The 19597-nt window shown below is 59.8% G+C and carries 15 protein-coding genes; 13 read left to right on the top strand and 2 right to left on the bottom strand.

Annotated features, from left to right (window positions below; genetic code table 11):
- Positions 1–347: 347 nt before the first annotated feature.
- Complete coding sequence (locus tag SFUM_RS23175; RefSeq protein ID WP_153307219.1) at positions 348–506, bottom strand: hypothetical protein; 159 nt, start codon at positions 504–506, stop codon at positions 348–350.
- An 845-nt stretch (positions 507–1351) separates the two neighbouring features.
- On the opposite strand from SFUM_RS23175, the gene SFUM_RS16905 reads away from it, so the two are divergent.
- The 6 genes from SFUM_RS16905 (at position 1352) to SFUM_RS16880 (ending at position 10198) form a co-directional block, all read left to right on the top strand.
- Positions 1352–3193 carry a sensor histidine kinase gene (locus SFUM_RS16905; protein WP_244148076.1) on the top strand — a complete coding sequence of 614 codons (1842 nt, stop codon included), beginning with the start codon at positions 1352–1354 and terminating at the stop codon, positions 3191–3193.
- Entirely contained in the window at positions 3186–4628 is a 1443-nt protein-coding gene (locus SFUM_RS16900; RefSeq protein ID WP_041440808.1) for a sigma-54-dependent transcriptional regulator, read from the top strand. Before SFUM_RS16905 ends, SFUM_RS16900 begins: the two co-directional genes overlap by 8 nt.
- A 607-nt stretch (positions 4629–5235) precedes the next feature.
- Entirely contained in the window at positions 5236–5589 is a 354-nt protein-coding gene (locus tag SFUM_RS16895; RefSeq protein WP_011700065.1) for a hypothetical protein, read from the top strand.
- A gap of 2 nt (positions 5590–5591) precedes the next feature.
- Entirely contained in the window at positions 5592–5936 is a 345-nt protein-coding gene (locus SFUM_RS16890) for a hypothetical protein (protein WP_150109548.1), read from the top strand.
- A gap of 36 nt (positions 5937–5972) precedes the next feature.
- Positions 5973–7232 (top strand): Glu/Leu/Phe/Val family dehydrogenase, encoded by a 1260-nt coding sequence (locus SFUM_RS16885; RefSeq protein WP_011700063.1) that lies wholly within the window; start codon positions 5973–5975, stop codon positions 7230–7232.
- A 275-nt stretch (positions 7233–7507) separates the two neighbouring features.
- Positions 7508–10198 carry a PEP/pyruvate-binding domain-containing protein gene (locus SFUM_RS16880; RefSeq protein ID WP_011700062.1) on the top strand — a complete coding sequence of 897 codons (2691 nt, stop codon included), beginning with the start codon at positions 7508–7510 and terminating at the stop codon, positions 10196–10198.
- Here the strand turns inward: SFUM_RS16880 and SFUM_RS22025 are convergent.
- On the bottom strand, positions 10173–10862 hold the full coding sequence (locus tag SFUM_RS22025) for a class I SAM-dependent methyltransferase (protein ID WP_011700061.1): 690 nt from the start codon (positions 10860–10862) through the stop codon (positions 10173–10175). The two genes, SFUM_RS16880 and SFUM_RS22025, sit on opposite strands and share 26 nt — an antisense overlap.
- 172 nt (positions 10863–11034) lie before the next feature.
- Here SFUM_RS22025 and SFUM_RS16870 point away from each other — a divergent pair, with 172 nt between their 5' ends.
- The 7 genes from SFUM_RS16870 to SFUM_RS16840 all read left to right on the top strand — a co-directional run bounded on the left by SFUM_RS16870 (position 11035) and on the right by SFUM_RS16840 (position 19569).
- Complete coding sequence (locus tag SFUM_RS16870) at positions 11035–12543, top strand: RDD family protein (protein WP_011700060.1); 1509 nt, start codon at positions 11035–11037, stop codon at positions 12541–12543.
- 117 nt (positions 12544–12660) lie between these two features.
- Positions 12661–12939 carry a hypothetical protein gene (locus tag SFUM_RS16865; protein ID WP_011700059.1) on the top strand — a complete coding sequence of 93 codons (279 nt, stop codon included), beginning with the start codon at positions 12661–12663 and terminating at the stop codon, positions 12937–12939.
- The gene (locus SFUM_RS16860) at positions 12936–14084 is read left to right on the top strand and encodes a phosphotransferase enzyme family protein (protein ID WP_011700058.1); all 1149 of its coding nucleotides are present in this window, start codon (positions 12936–12938) and stop codon (positions 14082–14084) included. The genes SFUM_RS16865 and SFUM_RS16860 overlap by 4 nt, the downstream gene beginning before the upstream one ends.
- Entirely contained in the window at positions 14081–14620 is a 540-nt protein-coding gene (locus tag SFUM_RS16855) for a DOMON-like domain-containing protein (RefSeq protein ID WP_011700057.1), read from the top strand. The genes SFUM_RS16860 and SFUM_RS16855 overlap by 4 nt, the downstream gene beginning before the upstream one ends.
- Before the next feature lie 521 nt (positions 14621–15141).
- On the top strand, positions 15142–16254 hold the full coding sequence (locus tag SFUM_RS16850) for a cobalamin B12-binding domain-containing protein (RefSeq protein ID WP_011700056.1): 1113 nt from the start codon (positions 15142–15144) through the stop codon (positions 16252–16254).
- Positions 16242–17846 carry an MEDS domain-containing protein gene (locus tag SFUM_RS16845; RefSeq protein ID WP_041440806.1) on the top strand — a complete coding sequence of 535 codons (1605 nt, stop codon included), beginning with the start codon at positions 16242–16244 and terminating at the stop codon, positions 17844–17846. The genes SFUM_RS16850 and SFUM_RS16845 overlap by 13 nt, the downstream gene beginning before the upstream one ends.
- 451 nt (positions 17847–18297) lie before the next feature.
- Positions 18298–19569 (top strand): double-cubane-cluster-containing anaerobic reductase, encoded by a 1272-nt coding sequence (locus SFUM_RS16840; RefSeq protein WP_011700054.1) that lies wholly within the window; start codon positions 18298–18300, stop codon positions 19567–19569.
- Positions 19570–19597 lie beyond the last annotated feature (28 nt).

The following is a 19597-nucleotide window of genomic DNA, read 5'->3' as shown; positions in this document are numbered from 1 at the left end:
GCATCTGGGGATTCATCCGTATAGCACAGGGCATCGGTTTGATTCGAGCCGGGGAGGAACTCCGGTTTGAAGCCCGCATTTCTCGGGGTTGCCCCCCCAAGAACCGGGCGATTCGGACCCTGAGTGCGGAAACCTCAGGCGGGAGCCGGCGGCGATAACCGGCCTTGCACGAGGTTGCGGCACGATGACGCCATGCCCGCTTTGCGCCGATTGCGGCCGGCTTCCCGGGACAAGCCGGGTTGCAGCTCGGCCCCGGCCCGGAGAACTCCCCTCTTCCGGTATGTCGTCAGGCTGGACAGACGGGCTCGTACACTCAAACGAATCCGCCTGTGTCGATCTGTCGGAGCTCACTTCTTCTTGTTTGGCTTCGGATTCAGATTCCCTTTTTTTTCCATGGCCTGCTCGAAGGCACGTTCTTCATCGGCATCGATCCAGTCGTCCGTCTCCATGAGCGGAGCGGAGCGTTCCGCATCGCCATGTTCTTCTTCCCTCTTTTTTTTCGCCATATGCGACTCCGTTTTTCCTCGATTGGACAATCGTGCGGGACAAGGCTGGGTCAAGGAGAAACGAAACCCCACCCCGCACAAAGCCCCCGAGCCCTCCGTGTGCACGCCGAAACCGTGCCCGCCTCGGGTCGACGGCGATCCGGCTTCCGGGACGGCATGGACGAGCGCAGTCCCCGCCGGTGCGGCTTCGCAATGCCCGCACCCATGCATTGTCTCGGGAAAGCTCGGCGGGCGCTGTCTCGAATACATTGCCATTCCGGACGGATATCCGCACATTCCCCCGTGTCGTTCCCCTGGACGATGCGGCCGTACCGGCCTCTTCTTGTGTTTTTCCCGGCCCTTGAGTCTCCCTCTGACGAATGACGATGCGGGGGTTCATCCTGCGTGAACCTTCCCCGCCTGCTCAGATGAACTGAAAAAGTCCGCTCGCGCCTGCATCGGTGTCTGCCATGGACTCCACGTGACTTTCCCGTCCAATCGGCAGAACCGTCCAGACACTGAATTGGAAAACGGCCTACACCCGCGGAAGCGCCACGGATCGGAAAGGAGAGGAGCACCAGGTTCCCCGTGAGCGCGTCGAAGCACGGAGACGACAGGTTTGCGGCACACTTTCACGAACTGGCCGCAATGCAGCCCGCCGGGGGGGAAAGGACCAGGAGAGACGGATACGGGGGAGCCGCTGGACGGCACTGCGCAAGATATCGCTATTTTGAGGTTTTCTGCATATAATTGAGTGCCGATTCACTCGGTGCTTTCGTCGGGTTTTCGAAAGACTCCTTGCAGTGGGGCAAATAAAATCTGACAAATGCTCGGATTTGGGGGCCGGATTGAAAAAGGCACTTCCGGTGAACAGCCTGCAAGTCAAATTGATGCTGCTTTTCTTCGTGTTCGCGCTGGTGCCGCTTTGCGCGGTCGGAATGCTTTCCATCCGGACGGCGGAGGAGCTCATCCTGAATATGGCCACGAACCAGATCGGGCAAGTGGCGGTGGACAAGGCCGCGCTGCTCGGGCGGTGGATTTCCGAACGCAAGGCCGACCTTGAAGTCATGGCGGGTTCGTCGGTCCTGAGGTCCATGGAGCCGGAACAGATCGTTCCCTACTTGGAGTTGGTGAGAAATAAGTACAGAGTGTACGATGAAATTGCGGTGCAGACCCTCCAGGGCCATACGATCTGTCGCGTCGGAGGAACGGCGTCGGAGCTCCGGGTGGGAGATCGGGGAGTGGAGCCCGAAATCGCCGGGCTGAGCATGCCCGCCATTCAGTTGAGCTCCGACGGAAAGGAATCCTGCCTTCTCATCTCGGCTCCGCTGATCGGAGAATCCGGAGATCTGAAAGGCGTCGTCAGAGCATCCGTCGGGACCGGCACGATTCTCGCTGTTGTGTTGCGGGTTTCGCTGGGGGAAACGGGGGAGTGCTACCTCGTGGACCGGGAAGGCACATTTCTTGCCCACAAGGAGCCGCGGAGAATACTCACTCAGAACATCGCCCAGTCGGAGAGCTTCAAGAATATTCTCAGTGGCCGAAACCGCAGAATCAGTTACATCGACTATCGGGGAATCGAGGTCATCGGGGCCTCGATGATGGTAGGCGACACGGACTGGGCCCTCGTGGTGGAGCAGGACAAGGCGGAGGCCTTCCATGCCGTCAATGAACTGAGGCGCTTCGTGTTCCTCGTCATCGCCACGGCCATCTTCGGCACGCTGATTTCCGCGTGGTTGCTCTCGAGGTATGTTGCCACTCCGATTCGAAGGCTGAGCACGGCAGCCCGCTCTCTTGCCCGGGGAGACTTCGAGAGGGTGGATATCGAGACAATGGATCGCGGCGATGAGGTGGGGCTCCTCTACGACGCCTTCGGTGAAATGGCGAGGCAGTTGAAGGACCGGCAGAACAGGCTGGAGGAGAAAGTCACCCGCAGTGAAGCGGAGCTCAAGGAAACGGACGTAAGGCTGAAGCGGACCCAGGCGGCGGTTGCCCGCTCACAGCAGCTGGCGTCCCTGGGGCAGCTTGCCGCCGGTGTCGCTCACGAGATCAGGACGCCCCTCACATCGCTCAAAATGTTTCTGCAGTCCATTGAAAGCGAGCTGGAAATATCTTTCGAGTACGAGGAAGACTTTCAGATCGCCATGACTCAAATATTGCGCATGGAGGCCACGATCAACCGGTTCCTCGACTTTGCCAAGCCGCAGGCTCCGGTATTCACGGAAGTGGACGTCAAGGAACTGATTCAAGACGCTCTGCTGGTGGCGGGGCCGAGAGCAAAACAGCAGGAAACCGTGGTCCGGACCAGGATAGCCGACTCACTTCCACGGATCCGGGGGGATAGAAAGCAGCTTGGAGAAGCCCTTCTGAATCTCATGGTCAACGGGCTCGAGGCATTGAATGCAGGCGGAGAATTGAGTCTCCTCGCCGAACTGGAACCGTCCGTGACGGATAAAGGATTGCGGGAGTATATCCGCATCGACGTTGCGGACACCGGGCCGGGAATACGGGAGGAGGCCATGCCGAGCCTTTTCGATCCCTTCTTCACCACCAAGGCCACCGGTACCGGGCTTGGTCTTTCCATCGTTGACGGCACGGTCAAGAGGCATGGCGGGAGGATCCGAGTGGAAAACGGCGTGGGCGGGGGTGCGACGTTCTCATTGCTCATCCCGATTCGAGTGGAAGGAATGCTTGAGAAAGATGGATAAGATATTGATCGTTGACGACGACGAGGGCCTCGTTCACTTCCTTACCCGTTTCTTTTCCAGGAAGGAATACGAAGTGCTCTCGTGCAACAGCGGAACGGCGGCCTTGGAGGCGGTGGGACGCGAACCCTTCGACCTGATTCTCCTCGATTACAAGATGCCGGGCAAGAACGGGCTCGAAACCCTCAAGGAGATCCGGCGCCTGCAGGTGAAAACGCCCATCATCGTGATGACTGCCTACGGCACCATGGACACGGCCATCGAAGCCATGAAGCTCGGAGCGTACGACTATCTCCTCAAGCCTTTCGACAGGAACGGGCTGGAGCGCATTGCCAGGGATGCCCTCGAGGTGAACCGCCTCATGAAGGAGGTGGTGAGCTTTCCGGCCCACAGCCTCACATCCGCCCGGGTTCCAAAGGGAGAAATCAAGATCATCGGCAATCACACTCGAATGCAGGAGGTCTATAAGCTCATCGGGCAGGTCGCAAACAAGGACGTCACGGTGCTCATCACCGGAGAATCCGGCACGGGGAAGGAACTGGTCGCCCGGGCCCTCTATCACCATAGTGACCGAAAAAACAAGCCGTTTCTCGGGGTCAACTGTGCCGCCATCCCGGAGACGCTTTTCGAGAGCGAGCTTTTTGGCTACGAACGCGGGGCCTTCACGGGTGCCGAGCGCACTCACATCGGCAAGTTTGAAAGATGCCACGGCGGCACGCTGTTCTTCGATGAAATCGCCGAGATGCCTCTTTCCACGCAGGCCAAGCTTCTCCGTGCGCTCCAATACGGGGAGATCGAACGGGTCGGCGCCGAACAGCCCCTGAAGGTGGACGTCAGGGTCCTCGTGGCAACGAACAAGAACCTCGAAAGAGCGGTCGAACAAGGCAGATTCAGGGAAGATCTCTACTGGAGGCTCAAAATCATCTCCATCCATCTGCCGCCGTTGCGGGAACGCCCGGAAGACATCCCGGCCCTGGTCGATTATTTCCTGGTCCGTTTTGGAGAGGAGTACAAGTCCCCGATTCGACGTATCGAAGACGGTGCCCTTGCGAAGCTGAAGTCCCATGCCTGGCCGGGAAACGTGAGAGAGCTCGAGAACACCGTCAGGCGCGCGGTCGTGCTCTCTTCGGGCGACGTCATCCGCGAGGAACATCTCCGGTTCGACTCCGGCGGCCATGAACCGTCGTCGCCTGAATGGGACAAAAACCCATGGGCGAGGGTGGAACGAAAGCTCGAGGAGCTGATCCCGGACCTGCTGCAGGTCGGGGGTGAAGCGATGCATGAGAGCATCATCGATATGGTTGAGAGAATCCTGTTGTCCAAAGTCCTCGAACAGTGCGGCAACAACCAGGTCAAAGCCGCGAGAGTGCTTGGCGTCAGCCGCAATACACTCAGGCACCGCATGAAGAAATTCGATTTTCTGCCGCCTTCGGAGTGAACCGGACGCACCACGGATTGGCCTTCAAGATCACGGAATACGGGATCAGCGAAATGGGGGCCGTGGAGATAAACCCCGCACCTCCAATTCACGCGATGGTGCAAGGAGAGGACTTTATGCCCTCCCGCCCATTGCCGTCGGCTTGAACGCAATGTTCCACGATGCTGCGCGTCACCCGCGAAGCATGAAAACAGGCTCACCCGGGAATCTGTTTTCTGGGTAAATTTGAATGAAGACACGTCAAAGGGGCTCCGCAAGACGCCCCTGAATGCACCGAGGGCGCATTTTCGAACGCCGATTCATCGGTCCCGTCATCGAGATTGTTGTTTTCTCACCACCCCTGTTCAGATCCTGAACAGCGTCGGGAATGATCCAAATTCCCGGTGTCTGTCCCACTCGGCGACAATTCTGTTGCCTGCCTCCATGGTGCGGGAGCAGCAGAAGCCCGTGAGCTTCAAGGCGCTCGCGCACTCCTCACTCATGGAAAATCCCATTGATACCGGCATCTTGGATGAGACTCATCCCGCCATGGCCCTTCGGCACGCTAATTGCCTGCACCATTGCTGGAGCGTTTTGCATGTTGACTGCCCCAATGGGAGGCTGCGCAATGAAAGATCCGACTGAGATCGAAACCAGGTATTGGAGCAGCAGTCGCACCGGAGGCATGGACAGGGAAATTCGGCGTGCCAACGCAAGATTGCGGCATTTCCGGGGGATTGCCGCCAGCGTCATGAGCGACGCCCAGGCGCTCTGGCAGGAGATCTGGGACCTGCTTCAGGACTCGCGTTCGGCCGAAGAGATCCTCGACGGCTCAAACAGCTCAGCCTGCCGCCTTTCTGCCGGAGAGGCTTCGAGCCTGGTCCTTGAGAAACTCCACCTCCTGGGCGTCTTGATCGATTATGCCGGAAGGCTTTGCGAGGGTTCCATAGGAGACCTGCCTCATAAGGAAGGAGAGCAATGATCATGACGAAACAACTCACGGTTGTCTCCGGCAGGAAACCGGGCAAGGGACGGAAGGTCTTGTTGCCTGCGGAGAAATTCAAACATCACAGGAAAGTCACGGGGGTCGTTCTGCAAGGCGCGCAGGACGCATGGGCGGAGTTGTGGCAGGAGTTGCAGGGAACGGTTACCGATGGGGTGATGATCCTTCCCGAGGCGGAAAAGGGATTCAAGCCGAAATGCGGGTGGCCGGAATTTCTCGAGAAGATGTGGCTGTTGAAACATCAAATCGATTATGCGAAGCGGTTTTCCGAAGGGACGACGGTGGTGACGATGCACGCGGACAAGGACTCAAGGGCAATGGAATGAATTTTGGGAAAGTCTAAAACGAGAGGAAGAAGACAGATGGCAGGCACCGACAATCACAGTAATCCGTTCAAGATAGCTCAGAAGCAGATCAATGACTGCGCGGATGTGCTCAAGCTCGGGCAAAGTACCCGGGAAGTGCTCCTGCGCCCCATGCGCGAGTTCCACGTGAATTTCCCCGTCCGCATGGACGACGGCACGACGAAGCTGTTCCAGGGCTTCCGAGTCCAATACAATGACGCCAAGGGTCCCACCAAGGGCGGCATCCGGTTCCATCCCGAAGAGACCGTGGACACGGTTCGGGCACTCGCCGCATGGATGACCTGGAAATGTGCCCTGCTGGACCTGCCCCTGGGCGGTGCAAAAGGGGGAGTGATCTGCAACCCGAAGGAGCTCTCGCAATTCGAGCTCGAGCGCATAAGCCGGAGCTACATAAAGGCCGTCGGTGCCTTCATCGGGCCGGACAAGGACATACCCGCTCCCGACGTCTATACCAATCCGCAAATCATGGCGTGGATGGTTGATGAGTACTCGTCCATCATCGGAAAGAACCAATTTGGTGTCATCACGGGCAAACCCCTCTCTCTGGGGGGGTCTCCCGGACGAGGGGATGCTACGGCCAGGGGCGGCATGTACACGCTTCGAGAAGCGGCCCGTCGTGTAGGCCTGGACTTGAGCAAGGCGACCATGGCCATCCAGGGATACGGCAATGCGGGATCCTACGCGGCAAGCCTTGCTCAATCCATGTTCGGCATCAAGGTTGTGGCGGTTTGCGACTCGAAGGGCGCCGTCACCTGCGAGAACGGCATCTGCGCCGATACGGTGGACGCGCACAAGAGAAAGACGTCATCCGTCCTGAACTGCGAGGGTACGCGGAACATGACAAACGACGAGCTCTTGGCGCTGGATGTGGACGTGCTGGTACTGGCCGCCCTTGAGAACACCATCACCGAGCGGAACGTTGACAAGGTGAAAGCCAAGATACTCGTCGAATTGGCCAACGGGCCGACCACCCCCGACGCCGATGAGGTCCTCTATCGCAAGGGAATACACGTCATCCCGGACTTCCTGTGCAACGCCGGAGGCGTCACCGTTTCCTATTTTGAAATGGTTCAGAATGCCTACATGTATTACTGGGATGAGGCGGAAGTCCATGAAAAGCTGGACAAAAGGATGACGAAGGCGTATCATGAGGTTGTTGAATTGTCGGAAAAATACAAGATCAACATGCGCAAAGCCGCATACGCGGTTGCGGTTGCAAGGGTTGTCGAAGCCATGAAATTGCGTGGTTGGGTATAGCGACAGCCGTCTTGTTCCGCGAGGGCAGGGAGAAGTCCTCGCGGCCTGTTCCTGATGCCCCTTTATTGGTGGCAGGCTTAAACCGATGGCCATGGGCGAGATGGGGTCCGGCTCATGGCCGTTGGCCATAGATACTGAGAGACACGGGATCGGCTTTGCAGATCGCGACGCACCGCCGAGACGGCGAATAGATACGCCGTCTCGGCGGTTGTTTCTGGGGTTTGATGTTTTTTCCGGCGCGAGGCCGGGAGGAATGTTCGTAAGAGGGAGAGAAGGTGCAATCGGATGTCGTGAGCAGCGGGATCTCCGCACTGAACGGGATCCTGCAGGGGTTGCGCCTGGGGGACAATGTGGTGTGGCAGGTGGACGGAATGGACACCTACCAGCACGTGGTGCATCCCTTTGTGAGCCAGGCCGTCCAGGACCGTCGCACCGTCGTGTATGTCCGCTTCGGCGCGCGTCGAAGCATTCTCCGTCCAGAGGCCGGAGTCGGCTGCGAAGACGTCGATCCGAGACACGGTTTTGATTCGTTCAGCGCCCAGGTCAACGGAATCATCGAGAAGAAAGGCACGGGCGTCTTCTATGTGTTCGACAATCTCTCCGAGCTGGTGGCGGAATGGGCCACCGACGAGCTCCTGGCAAACTTCTTCCAGGTGACGTGCCCCTATCTTCATGAGCTGGACACGGTCGCGTATTTCGCCCTCACACGCGGACGGCACTCCCACCGCGCAGTCGCAAGGATCCGGGATACCACTCAAGTTCTGATCGATCTTTACCATGTCAAGGAAAATCTCTATATCCATCCGCTCAAGGTCTGGGATCGTTACTCCTCACAGATGTTCCTGCCCCACTTGTTCACCGAAGGCGTTCTCACTCCCGTCTTTCACAGCGGTGACGCATCGGCCATATCGCTCACCGCCGGGGTTCCGCCCCTTCGCGTCAAGGCGGATTCCATCGCGCCGTGGGACAGCGTTCACAGGAAGCTCTCCCAGTACGACGAAAACGAATTGAAACAACTGGAGGGCACACCGGAAATCCAGGCCCTGAAACAGGAACTCTCGCAGATGATCATCGGGGCCGATCCGGAACACAAGCGCCTGTCGGATGAATACCTCACGCTGCAGGAACTGCTGGAGGTCAGAGACAGGCTGATCGGCTCCGGTCGAATCGGCGGGAAAGCGGCAGGAATGCTCCTCGCCCGGGGTATCCTCCGCAAAGCTTCCGGCGACGTGAATTTCTCCGAGGTCCTCGAAGAACACGATTCGTTTTACATCGGCTCGGATGTCTTTTTCACATTTCTCATCAATAACGGTCTCTTTCGCTTGAGGTTACGCCTGACCCGGGATTCACAGATTTCCACCGAGGAATTCGAACAGGTCGAAAACCGTTTCCTTGAAGGCGAATTCCCCGGCGAGATCATGGATCAGTTCAAAGACCTCATCGAGTATTTCGGTCAAGCCCCGATCATCGTCCGATCGAGCAGCCTGCTCGAGGATGGTTTCGGAAATGCTTTCGCGGGCAAATACCGTAGCGAATTCTGCGTGAACCAGGGAAGCCCCGAGGTGAGGCTGGAGGCTTTCCTGCGGGCGGTCAAGCTCGTCTATGCAAGCGCCGTCAATCCGGATGCCCTTGCATACCGAAGGCAGCGGGGCCTCGGGGAGTCCGACGAGCAGATGGCAATCCTCGTTCAGCGTGTTTCGGGAATGCGCTACGACGGCTTCTTCTTCCCCTCGCTTGCGGGCGTGGCGTTTTCTTACAACCTGTACCGGTGGACGAATCGCATCGATCCCCATCAGGGGATCATCAGGCTTGTTTTCGGCCTCGGCACGCGGGCGGTCAACCGGGAGGGCGGCGACTACCCCCGTTTGATTGCCGTGAGCCACCCGCTCCTTCGCCCTGAAATCGGGTCGAAGATCGCATTCTACTCACAACACGAGATAGACCTGCTGGACCTTGAACGCAACGAATTCAGGAGCGTTCCCCTGATCGAAATCGCGCAGCGGGACAACTACCCGAATCTTGCTCTCTACGTGTCCGTCAACGAGGACGGATATATGAGCGACCCTGAGGGCAGTCACATCAGGAACCCGGAAAAATGCATCCTGACCTTCAACAATCTCCTCGGACGCACCGGATTCATAAAAGTCATGAAGGAGCTTCTGGCTACGCTCGAATCGGCCTACGGACATCCCGTCGACACGGAATTCACCGCCTCTCCGGGTTCGAGCGGGGATCTGCGGCTGAACATCGTGCAGTGCCGTCCCATGCGAATACCGGGATCGGCCGAAGACGTGGTCTTGCCGTCCAGGGTCCCGAAAGAACTCCTTCTGTTCAGAACGAACCGCGCTATCTCGGGAGGCGAGGTCAGAGACATGAAGTACATCGTTTATGTGGACCCGACCGCCTATGCCGTGCGCGCTCCCATGGAAATCCGGCAGGGGATCGGCCGCATTGTCGGAGAGCTCAACAGGCATCCGGATATTGCCCGGAACCGGGTGATGATGATGGGACCCGGCCGATGGGGCAGCTCGAACATCATGTTGGGCGTCAACACGACCTACGCGGATATCAACAACGCCTCCGTCCTCGTGGAGATAGCCCGCGTGGAAGACGGCCACGTACCGGACGTGTCCTACGGGACTCACTTCTTTCTCGACCTCGTCGAATCCCGCGTTATCTACCTGCCCCTGTATCCGGACGAACCGGAAGCGGACTTCAATTTCTCTTTTTTCGAGAACTCCCCGAACAGCCTTGCGCAATTTCTCCAGGGGGCGGAAAAATTCGAACCGTTCATCAAAGTGATCGATGTCTTTCTCGCCGGTGGGAAGCGCTGTGCCCACGTCCTCGCCGATGCCCGCAAAGGCGCGGCGGTATGCTTTCTCCGCGCCGCCTACAACACCCCGAAGGAGGAATCCGGTCTTCACGCCGGGTCTACGGCGGTCACCGTGGCAAAACCGAGCGCTTGACCATCATCAGGCAACACAGCATGCCGGCGAATCGCGTCCGTCCCCGGCCGAACAGCGAGGAGGCGGCCAGTTCCTCAAGCTCCCTGGAACCATAGAAAGGCTCCTCAAAGGTGTGGAGCCACAGGAGCATCGTTCTCAGGCGGCCGAACCGGCGGCTCACGTCCTTCAGAACAGCTTCCGGCGTGTCGGCTGCAAGATCGTAGATCAGAGCATATCCCCCGTGCTTCAAGACGCGATGGATTTCGTTCAATGCCCCCACGGGATCCTTCCAGTGGTGCATGCTCCCCGTACTCACCACCGCATCGAATCTGCCGTCCGGAAACGGCACGTGGTTCGCCGCGGCTTCCACGATGGAAATCGTTTCGCCAAAGCCTGCCTGCGCCATGTTTTCTCTGGCTACGGAGACCATGGCGCGCGAGATGTCGAGGCCGGTCAGCCGCAGTCTCGGATTCAGCCGCGCAAGCTCCGGCAGAAGCCGTCCCGGCCCCGTCCCCACGTCCAGGATCTCGCCCTCGGGGCAGCAGAGCAGGATGTCCGCGGCCAGCAGCCGGTAGCCGTATTGGAAGACGGCGGTTTTACCGACCATGTCGTACAAAACGGCCCCGGGCCATGGGATGCCTTCGGGGTGAAAACACTTGAGTATTCTTCGCGCGGGCGAGAGCACGCATACCTCCCCTTCGGAGCCGCCCTCCGGCCGGAGGTTCCGGCGCCTTTTCCATACAGCTGCCTGACCATTGTGCCGATTGAGTTCATGAGCCTTTCAATAATGATAACCAGCACCGATGCAATTACAAACGCACCGTTTCAGAACGTTCCGATGATCGGGAGGAACCCGCATGGAGAATGGTTCTTTCGTAGTGGTTTTGCAGGGCAGGCTGAAGGATGGGATGGACCCGGAGGAATGCAAAAACCGGCTGGCAAAGCTTTTCGGGATCAGCCCGGATCGGGCCGGGACGTTGATCGGAAACGGGCCGACGGTGATAAAGCGGGGAGTGTCCGGCGCGGTTGCGGAAACATACAGGACGGCCCTCGACCAGGCCGGTCTCGTGTGCGACGTAGAGCCCGACCCGGCGGTTTTCGGGGCACTCGAGCTCGAAAACCCGTCCGACGAGCCGCAGGCAGCCCCTCCCGCGGACGCCCCGGCCTGTCCGAAGTGCGGATACCGCCCGGGTGGTCCCGGCGATCCCGTTCTGGGCGACGAGTGCCCGCGATGCGGCATCATCGTCTCCAAAGTCCTTCAAACCCGAACGACGCCCGGCGATATGGCCGATTCCTTCGACGATGAGGAACTCGAATCGGTCGAATTCCCGGACCCGGGTTTCATGGGCATGATCACCGCCTTGGAACACATTCTGCCCGAAACCATGGTTCTGCCTCCGGAAAGAGCACGGGGAACGCCGGCGTCGTTGAAACGGCGATTTCTCGCAGGGCTGGCTTCCGTTTGCGTGTGGGTATGGACAACTTTCATTCTGCAGATTCCGATTGGCGTCGTCCTCGGTCTGATGGCCGCACTGGGGCCCAATTTCAGCCTGACCTTAAGGCAAGCGCAGGACATCCGTGGAGTGGTCGGTCTTTTCGCCGGCGTCTACGTTTTCCTCTATCTGCCATGGCGATGGAACGGCCTGACTTACGGACAACGCCTCATGGGATTGTGGGTCCAGCCCACGGGAGCCGAGACCCATGAATCCTTCTTTCCCCGCGTCCTGCTGCGATTCCTTGGAACCGTCGCAAACCTGGCGACCTTCGGCGTGCTGAACCTGGTTTGGACGTGCGTCACGGAGAGGAGAAACATCTCCGACACTTTTTCCTCGAGCATCCAGGTCGAAGCCGGGAACATGCCGTCGCACCCGGTGCGGGAGGCTCTCCGGCCGCTCGCCTACGCTCTGGCCGCGGGGCTCCTCATCGGCGGGGTGGCCGCGGCGTGCGCGGGCCTTTCCACGCACAAGGCCGGTCGGCTTGAGTCCCAAACACCGTTCGGAACTCCCGGGACTCTTCCCGGCCGCGGCGTGGACGAGCGACCGGATGCCCGCGGCCTGCCGCCCGAGCGGAAGGCGCCTTTCGCCGCGAGGACGAGCTCCTACCAGGTGCTGAAGCTGCTGTCCGCCATGCAGCACCGATACCGTGTGGAGCACGGGGTCTATTCAAACGATCTCGAAGCCCTGATGGTCGAACAGGGAGCGGGGATTTTCGAGCCGTCGGGCCCTGTCTTCAAACTGCTCTATTCCGGGGACCTCAAAATGTATCTCACGGATCGCGGTTTTGAGATCGGCCTCAGGCAGGGCGAACGCTGGTCGGTGATTTCCGAGAAAGGCATGCAGGGGGACCGGGCGAACTTCCAGCGTTGAGTGGGGATGTCGTTAGCGTTGAGTGGGGATTGACGACGCGGCCCGAAATCTGCGACAATGGCACGGTCATTTCACAGGACGAATCATCTCGTTACAATCTCAAAGGAGGTCGTCTTCATGAGAATGTTTCTGTCGACGGCGGTTGCGGGGTTCTTCCTCCTCTCGACGACGTTCGTGCCCGGCGCGGCTTTCGCTAAAAAGGGCGGAGTCGGCCACGGCGGCGGCGTACGGGACGAGGTATTCTATCACAGCCATTCGGACCGGAGCTATTCGGGCAAGGACCAGTTCAAAGGGCAGGGGAATGCCTACGGTCGGGACAAGGTGAAATCCCAGAAGGTCAAGGGCGCAAAGAACAAGTCGGGGAAAGTGAAAGACAGCAAGCAGAAATCCAAGTGACAGGCCGGGAAGACACGCAATACGACCCTCCCCGCAAGGGTGACGCCCGGGAGACGCTTCTGCCCGTAGCGGAGTGTTTCGAACCCCGGGGAACGATTGTGGACATACGGCCGTTTGGAAGCGGCAACGTCCACGACACGTACCTGGTGAGCCTCCAAGACGGTGAGGCTCCCCGATTTATCCTGCAGCGCGTGAACACGAAAGTCTTTCATCGACCGGAAATGGTGATGCGAAACATGCGCATCGCCACGGAACACATCCGGCTCAGGCTCCTTGACGTTCAGCCCGGGACGGATCGTCGCTGGGAAGTGATGCGCGTTCTCGCCGCGCGTGACGGGCGCGACCACTTTATCGATTCCGACGGGTCGTTCTGGCGTGCCCTCAGTTTCATCGAAGGCGCCCGGACGTTCGACATTGTCGAGGACACGGATCACGCCCGGGAAGTCGGCTACGCGCTGGGCCGTTTCCAGCGGCTCGTCAGCGACCTGCCTCCGGAGCTGCTGGCCGACACTCTGGAAGGTTTCCACATCTTGCCGCTCTACCTGCGTCACTACGATCGGGTCCTGACCGAAATCTCTCCGGGAGCATCTCCCGAAATGAAACACTGCCTGAGATTCGTGAATGAACGCCGGAGCCGGGTGAATGTGCTCGAAGACGCCCGCGCTTGCGGCCGGCTCGTTCATCGTACGATTCACGGCGACCCGAAAGTCAACAACGTCATGCTGGACGCCGTCAGCCGGCGCGCCGTCAGCATGGTGGATCTGGACACCGTCAAGCCGGGCCTGGTGCATTACGATATCGGCGACTGCCTGCGCTCGTGCTGCAACCCGCTCGGAGAGGAAACGGCGAACTGGGAATCGGTGCGCTTCGAACCCGAGTTCTGCCGCGCGATTCTGGAAGGCTACCTGCCGCAGGCCAAGGTTTTTCTCACGCAAGGCGACCGGGACCACATCTACGACGCCGTTTCGTTGATCGCCTTCGAGCTGGGACTGAGATTCTTCACGGACTACCTGGAGGGCGACGTCTACTTCAAGGTCGCGCACCGGAAACACAACCTCGCGCGGGCGCTCGTCCAGTTTCGGCTCACCGCGAGCATTGAGTCCCAGGAATCGACTATCCGTGAGATTATCGAAGACTTGACATGAATGCTATCGATCACTTGCTGCGCCCCTTTCCCACTCCCGGAATCCCGCCCGCACTCCGTCTCACGGCCCGCATCGCCCGCTGTTCCCGCTCGCTGGCCATCGACTTCGAACTGCATGGAAAAGTGGCCGATCTGACCTTTCCGGCGCGCTCCGAGGCACCCGCGCGCAGGCACGGACTCTGGGAGGAATCCTGCTTCGAGTTCTTCCTTGCCGCCCCTCATTCTTACTCGTACTTCGAGTTCAACCTGTCGCCGTCAGGGCATTGGAACGTATACCGGTTCACCGGTTACCGCCAGGGAATGCGCGAGGTGGAGGCCTTCGAGTCGCTCCCGTTCGCTACCCGATTGCGCCCGGATTCCTTCCTGCTGTCCTTGGCACTCGATCTCGATCCGCTTTTCGAGACCGTCCACCCCCTTGATGTCGCGATCAGCGCCGTCATACGGCATCACGACGGCGGAACGTCCTGGTGGGCACTGGCTCATCCCGCCGCGCAGCCTGATTTCCACCACCGGGACGGTTTCACCCTGCGGGTATGAAACGACCCGCGCACCGACTTCCCCGCACTCAGTCCTGACAAAATAAGAGGACCGCCGTCGTTCGTGCCGGCGAACCGCCGTGAACCGGAAGCTCACGACGAGCCATGAAGATCGTCTACCCCATTCCCGCGCGCGGGAATGGGGCGCGGGCAAGGCTCATGTCAAACAAGGTTTCCGCCCGGGGCCCCGGCCTACGCAGCGATGGAGGACGCATATGCCGACAGGCCGGTAGAGCGGACATTCACCTCTTCCTCCGCAGTCGATGCCCCCCCCGGCAATGAACGGTTATTCCTTCTCCGGATGAACCGGGAAAATTGGAGCACCTCGAAAGATCCTGCTTGAAATTGGACCGCACTTTGAAGTATTTATGAGAACAACACGATCGATAATCCCATACCCACACAAAATTACTCCCACGATCAGGCAGCACAGGCTCGCTCCGGGTTCGCCATGCCCGGGATGGAAGCGCGCGGGCGCGGTTTTTGCCCAGAATACCGGACGCTTGCGCAGGGAGCCGTCACATGCTCAACCGAATCATCTCGGAAGCGAAGACGTTGACTCACATGCCGCTTGAAGCGGCGACCGTTTACGACACCTTCAAGGGGCGTATGATCGAGCAGGTCGACCGGGAGTTGACCGCGCTTCCTGCCATCCATGTCCTGATCGGCCACAACCCTCTGTCGATGATGTACGAGCATCACCGCAACCACGCGCGTCTCATGCTGGGGGTTTTTGCCCTGAACCGGTTTGACCTGTTGGCCGGAACCGTGCCGTGGTCATACCGGGCCTGTCACGCCCATGGATTTTCATACGAATATTTTCGGGTCGAGCTGAAAGCCTGGAAACGAGCGGTGGCGCGGCACATCGACGGGCTCTGCGCCCGGGCGATACTCGAGGTCTATGACTGGATCCTGCGGAGGCACGGTGAAATGATCCAACTGGCTGAACAAAGCTGCGGGCCGCCGATTGCAGCGGGATCTCCTCTGGATGAAACGGGGCACGCCTTCCTGTCGGCAGTGTTGGCAGGAGACCGCCGGGAGTGCCTTCGCCTCGCCGGGAACTCGGCCGCGACACCGCAAGGGCTGGAATCCTTCTACCTGGAGGTCGTTCAGCCCTGTATGCACGAGCTGGGACGCCTCTGGGAGCAGGGAGAGATTTCGGTGGTGCAGGAAAACCTGGCCACAGCCATGATGTCCGGTGTGATGGCGACGATCCGCCCGCGCGTGAGGATCGACGCCCCCGAACGTGGAAAAGCCGTCGTCACGTCCGCTCCAAACGAAACCCACACCTTGGGCGCATGGCTCATCTCGGATCTTCTCAGCCTGGACGGCTGGGAGGTGGACTACCTCGGTGCCGCCTCCTCCCGGCCGGACATCATTGACGTGCTTTTGAGCGTCAGGCCCGATCTTCTCGCCATTTCCGTAGCCATGCCGTACAACCTGCACCCGGCGATGAAGCTCATGGCAGTCGTGCGAAAGCAGCCCGCGCTGGCTGGAATCAAAATCATGATCGGCGGTTATTTCACCCGAATCATCCCCGGTCTCGATCGGCTGGCGGGTGCGGACGGAGTGGCGTCCGACGCGAAATCGGCCATTGCATTGGCTGGAGAATGGAGGCGATCATGCACAGGATGAGTGACCTGCTGCCGGGAGACCATTTGTGCTATCTTTATGAATCGGAGCGGGAGCGCCGGGAGGTGCTCATCATGTTCGTTCGCCAGGGTCTGGACTGGCATGAGAAAATCCTCTACGTGGCGGACCCCCCCGGCTTTGAAGGACTGGCCGAAGGGTTGCGCGCCCAGGGAGTGGACCCCGCGGGATACGTCGAATCCGGGCAGATCACGGTTCTTGCCCCCAGCAGCCTTTTCGGGACAGATCGCGGATTCGACCCTGCCGCAATGATCGAGATCATCGAGGACGAAACCGAAAAGGCGATGGACCAGGGTTTCAACGGTCTCCGGGTGACGGTGGAAACGCAAGGGGTGCTGAAGGAGACGGCGGGGGAGCACCGGCTGCTGGAATTCGAAAACCTGCTGAACGGGTTTTTCCCGGGCAAAAGGTGTCTCGCCTTGTGTCAGTACCATAGCGAGGATTTCAGCCCGGCATTGTTTCACCAGGTACTGGCCATCCACCCGGCCGTCCTGGCGGGAAACTCGGTGCACCGGAATCCCTACTATGTCCCTCCGCGATCCCCGGAAGCAGAGGGAGACGCGATGCCCGACGTTGAGACCTGGCTGGAGAGGCTCGGGGCGGGCGAGGGACCGGTCAAAGCCGGCGGCGCGGGTTCGAGCGGAATGGTCGCAACGCTGTTCCGCTGGGAGTATCCCGAGGTGCTGGAACAGTACCTGGACGAGCTGAGCGAGGTGGCCGTCGCCATACTCGACCGGGGGAAAAATATCCTGCACTGCAATCGCGGCTTCCTCCGGCTGTTGAATCAGTCGAATGATCCCGGGGGCCGGAACCTGGCGGAGTTCCTCATTGCCGACAGCCTCGCGCACCTGCCCTTCCCGCCGCCCGGAGCCCATAAGAAGACCCGTCTGAATTTCCTGCCCACCGGTTCCGTCGTGCATACCCTCAACTGCTTCATCTTCGGGACGCTCCAGGGATACGTGATCGTCGGCGAGAGGATCATGCTGACCAACAACGATATCGTCGCCGGCATTTCGAACCTCACAAACGAACTGGCCAGCGTGACGCACGAACTGCAGAAGAAATGCGTCGCACTCGAAAGAGCCAATGCGGTCATAGGCAAGCTCGCCGTCTCCGATCCCGTTACCGGTCTCTTCAACAGCCGATCGCTCATGGCGGAGTTGAGCCGGGCGGTGTCTCTGGCGAGACGCCACGGCGGCCCCCTGTCTCTGGCTGTCGGAGGTCCGGATCCGCTCACGCCCGCACGCACCCACGACCGGAGCGAAGAAACACTGAAAGATTTCGTCGCCCTTTTGGCTGGTTCATGCCGCAAGGAAGACTTCTTCGCCTGCCTGGAGGGCGGGCGGTTCGCAGTCATCCTGCCGCATACCGATCTTTCGGGAGCTGCCGTTTTCGCGAAAAAAATCACCGAGTCCTTCGTCCGCCCGGCCGCCAGCGAAACCGCAGAAAATCTGACCGTCAGCTTCGGGATCACTGGATTCGCCCGGGAGGACACCCCGGAGAACATCATCCGACGGGCCGCCACCGCGCTCGATGAAGCCAGGCGGGCCGGCGGGAACCGCGTGGAGGAACGGTAGCCGGTCGAGCGGGCATGAAAGGAAAGCAAAGCCGGACGTATTTCCACTCCCATGATGCCTGTTCGGCCGGACGGCAACTCGCCGCCGGACCGGCGGGCGGCAGGAAGTAATGAGAACCCGCCCGGTCCATGCCGCAGCATTCCTCCCATCCATCCGGCGACTTTCTTCCCGCCGGCGCCTTCCCCCAATGCAAACAGCACCAGGAATCGATCATACCAATTGGACACATAAACAGAATCCACTTAGACTGCCGTTCTCAAGCTCCGCCGGTATGGAGGGGCACCCATCCGCGGGGTCCGGTTAGCGCGGGACCCGGACCGGAAGTCGGGTGGGCTGCTCTCGACCGATTCGTGCCTTACAGGCGGGAGAAACGCAGCACGGCATGCCCGCCGCCAAGGCGTTTCCAGGTGAATGCGCAACAGAACCCTTCCCGAATTCCGGAGGCCAGGTGATGAACGACTATGAATCCATGTGGGAGAGGCTAAACCTCGATTTAGACGCGCATGCAGCCCTGCTCGAGGTGCTCGGCAAGTTCTACGGCGACATCTACATGAGCCAGACGGGTCGGCTCAAGGGAATGGAATACCTCGACTTCGTTCTGTCCGAGGTCCACGGATTGCGGATCAAGGAACTTCAGGATGCGAAAGCCGGGGGGAAGAAGGTCATCGGCACCTTTTGCGTGTTCGTCCCCGAAGAACTCGTCCTCGCCGCGAGCGGTATCCAGGTGGGGTTGTGCGCGGGGGCCGAAGCGGGTCGGGGCGAAGCGGAAAAAATCCTTCCACGGAATACCTGTGCGTTGATCAAGTCTTTCGTGGGATTCAAGCTTTCCCGTCTCTGCCCGTATATCGAGTCGTGCGACCTGGTGGTCGGTGAGACCACCTGCGACGGGAAGAAGAAAGCCTACGAAATGTTTGCCGAATACGCTCCGGTGTATGTCATGGAAATCCCCCAGATGAAAAACCGTTGCGACCGCGAGCTGTGGAAGGCGGAAGTGCTCCGGTTCAAGGACCGGGTCGAGGAAGTCACGGGCAACCGGATCACTGCGTCCGGCCTGAAAGAGGCGATCCGCATCGTGAACGCACGCCGCAGGGCGCTCCAGCGCCTCAACCGATTGCGTGCGGCGGCCCCCGTGCCCATTTCGGGCCGGGACGTGCTGCTCATCAACCAGATCTCCTTCTATGACGACCCCCAGCGCTTCACAGCCAAAGTGGGAGAGTTGTGCGACGAGCTCGAGTCCCGGGTCGGGACCGGGCAAGGCATCGTGTCCGAAGAGACTCCGCGGCTCATGCTCTCCGGATGCCCGATGGCGGTTCCGAACTGGAAACTGCCCTATATCGTGGAGTCTTCGGGTGCAGTCATCGTGGGAGAGGAGTCCTGCATCGGAACGCGCAACACCCGTGACCTCGTGGACGAAGGAGCCGGGACGCTCGAAGCGATGCTGGACGCCATCGTCGACCGGTACATGCGGATCGACTGCGCCTGCTTCACACCGAATACCGAACGGCTGGAGCACATCGTTCAAATGGCCGGTGACCTCCGGGTACGCGGAGTAATCCACTACGCCCTCTCCTTTTGCCAACCCTATGCCATGGAAGCGTACAAGGTGGAAAAGGCGCTCAAAGCGAAGGGCCTGCCCGTGCTCACCATCGAAACCGACTACGGCATGGAGGACGTCGAGCAGTTGAAAACCCGCGTGGAAGCCTTCGTGGAAATGCTTCACTGACAAGCCTCGCCGAGGCCGTGGGAAGCCG

The organism is Syntrophobacter fumaroxidans MPOB, from assembly GCF_000014965.1.
GTDB lineage: Bacteria > Desulfobacterota > Syntrophobacteria > Syntrophobacterales > Syntrophobacteraceae > Syntrophobacter > Syntrophobacter fumaroxidans.
This window is presented reverse-complemented; position numbering and strand designations above follow the sequence as displayed.

What these genes read in the sequence shown, in the direction of transcription:
- SFUM_RS16900 (WP_041440808.1), top strand. Translation starts at nt 3,186, where the DNA reads ATGGATAAGATATTGATCGTTGACGACGACGAGGGCCTCGTTCACTTC.
- SFUM_RS16890 (WP_150109548.1), top strand. Translation starts at nt 5,592, where the DNA reads ATGACGAAACAACTCACGGTTGTCTCCGGCAGGAAACCGGGCAAGGGA.
- SFUM_RS16855 (WP_011700057.1), top strand. Translation starts at nt 14,081, where the DNA reads ATGAATGCTATCGATCACTTGCTGCGCCCCTTTCCCACTCCCGGAATC.
- SFUM_RS23175 (WP_153307219.1), bottom strand. Translation starts at nt 506, where the DNA reads ATGGCGAAAAAAAAGAGGGAAGAAGAACATGGCGATGCGGAACGCTCC.
- SFUM_RS16885 (WP_011700063.1), top strand. Translation starts at nt 5,973, where the DNA reads ATGGCAGGCACCGACAATCACAGTAATCCGTTCAAGATAGCTCAGAAG.
- SFUM_RS16845 (WP_041440806.1), top strand. Translation starts at nt 16,242, where the DNA reads ATGCACAGGATGAGTGACCTGCTGCCGGGAGACCATTTGTGCTATCTT.
- SFUM_RS16850 (WP_011700056.1), top strand. Translation starts at nt 15,142, where the DNA reads ATGCTCAACCGAATCATCTCGGAAGCGAAGACGTTGACTCACATGCCG.
- SFUM_RS16865 (WP_011700059.1), top strand. Translation starts at nt 12,661, where the DNA reads ATGAGAATGTTTCTGTCGACGGCGGTTGCGGGGTTCTTCCTCCTCTCG.
- SFUM_RS16870 (WP_011700060.1), top strand. Translation starts at nt 11,035, where the DNA reads ATGGAGAATGGTTCTTTCGTAGTGGTTTTGCAGGGCAGGCTGAAGGAT.
- SFUM_RS16895 (WP_011700065.1), top strand. Translation starts at nt 5,236, where the DNA reads ATGAAAGATCCGACTGAGATCGAAACCAGGTATTGGAGCAGCAGTCGC.
- SFUM_RS16840 (WP_011700054.1), top strand. Translation starts at nt 18,298, where the DNA reads ATGAACGACTATGAATCCATGTGGGAGAGGCTAAACCTCGATTTAGAC.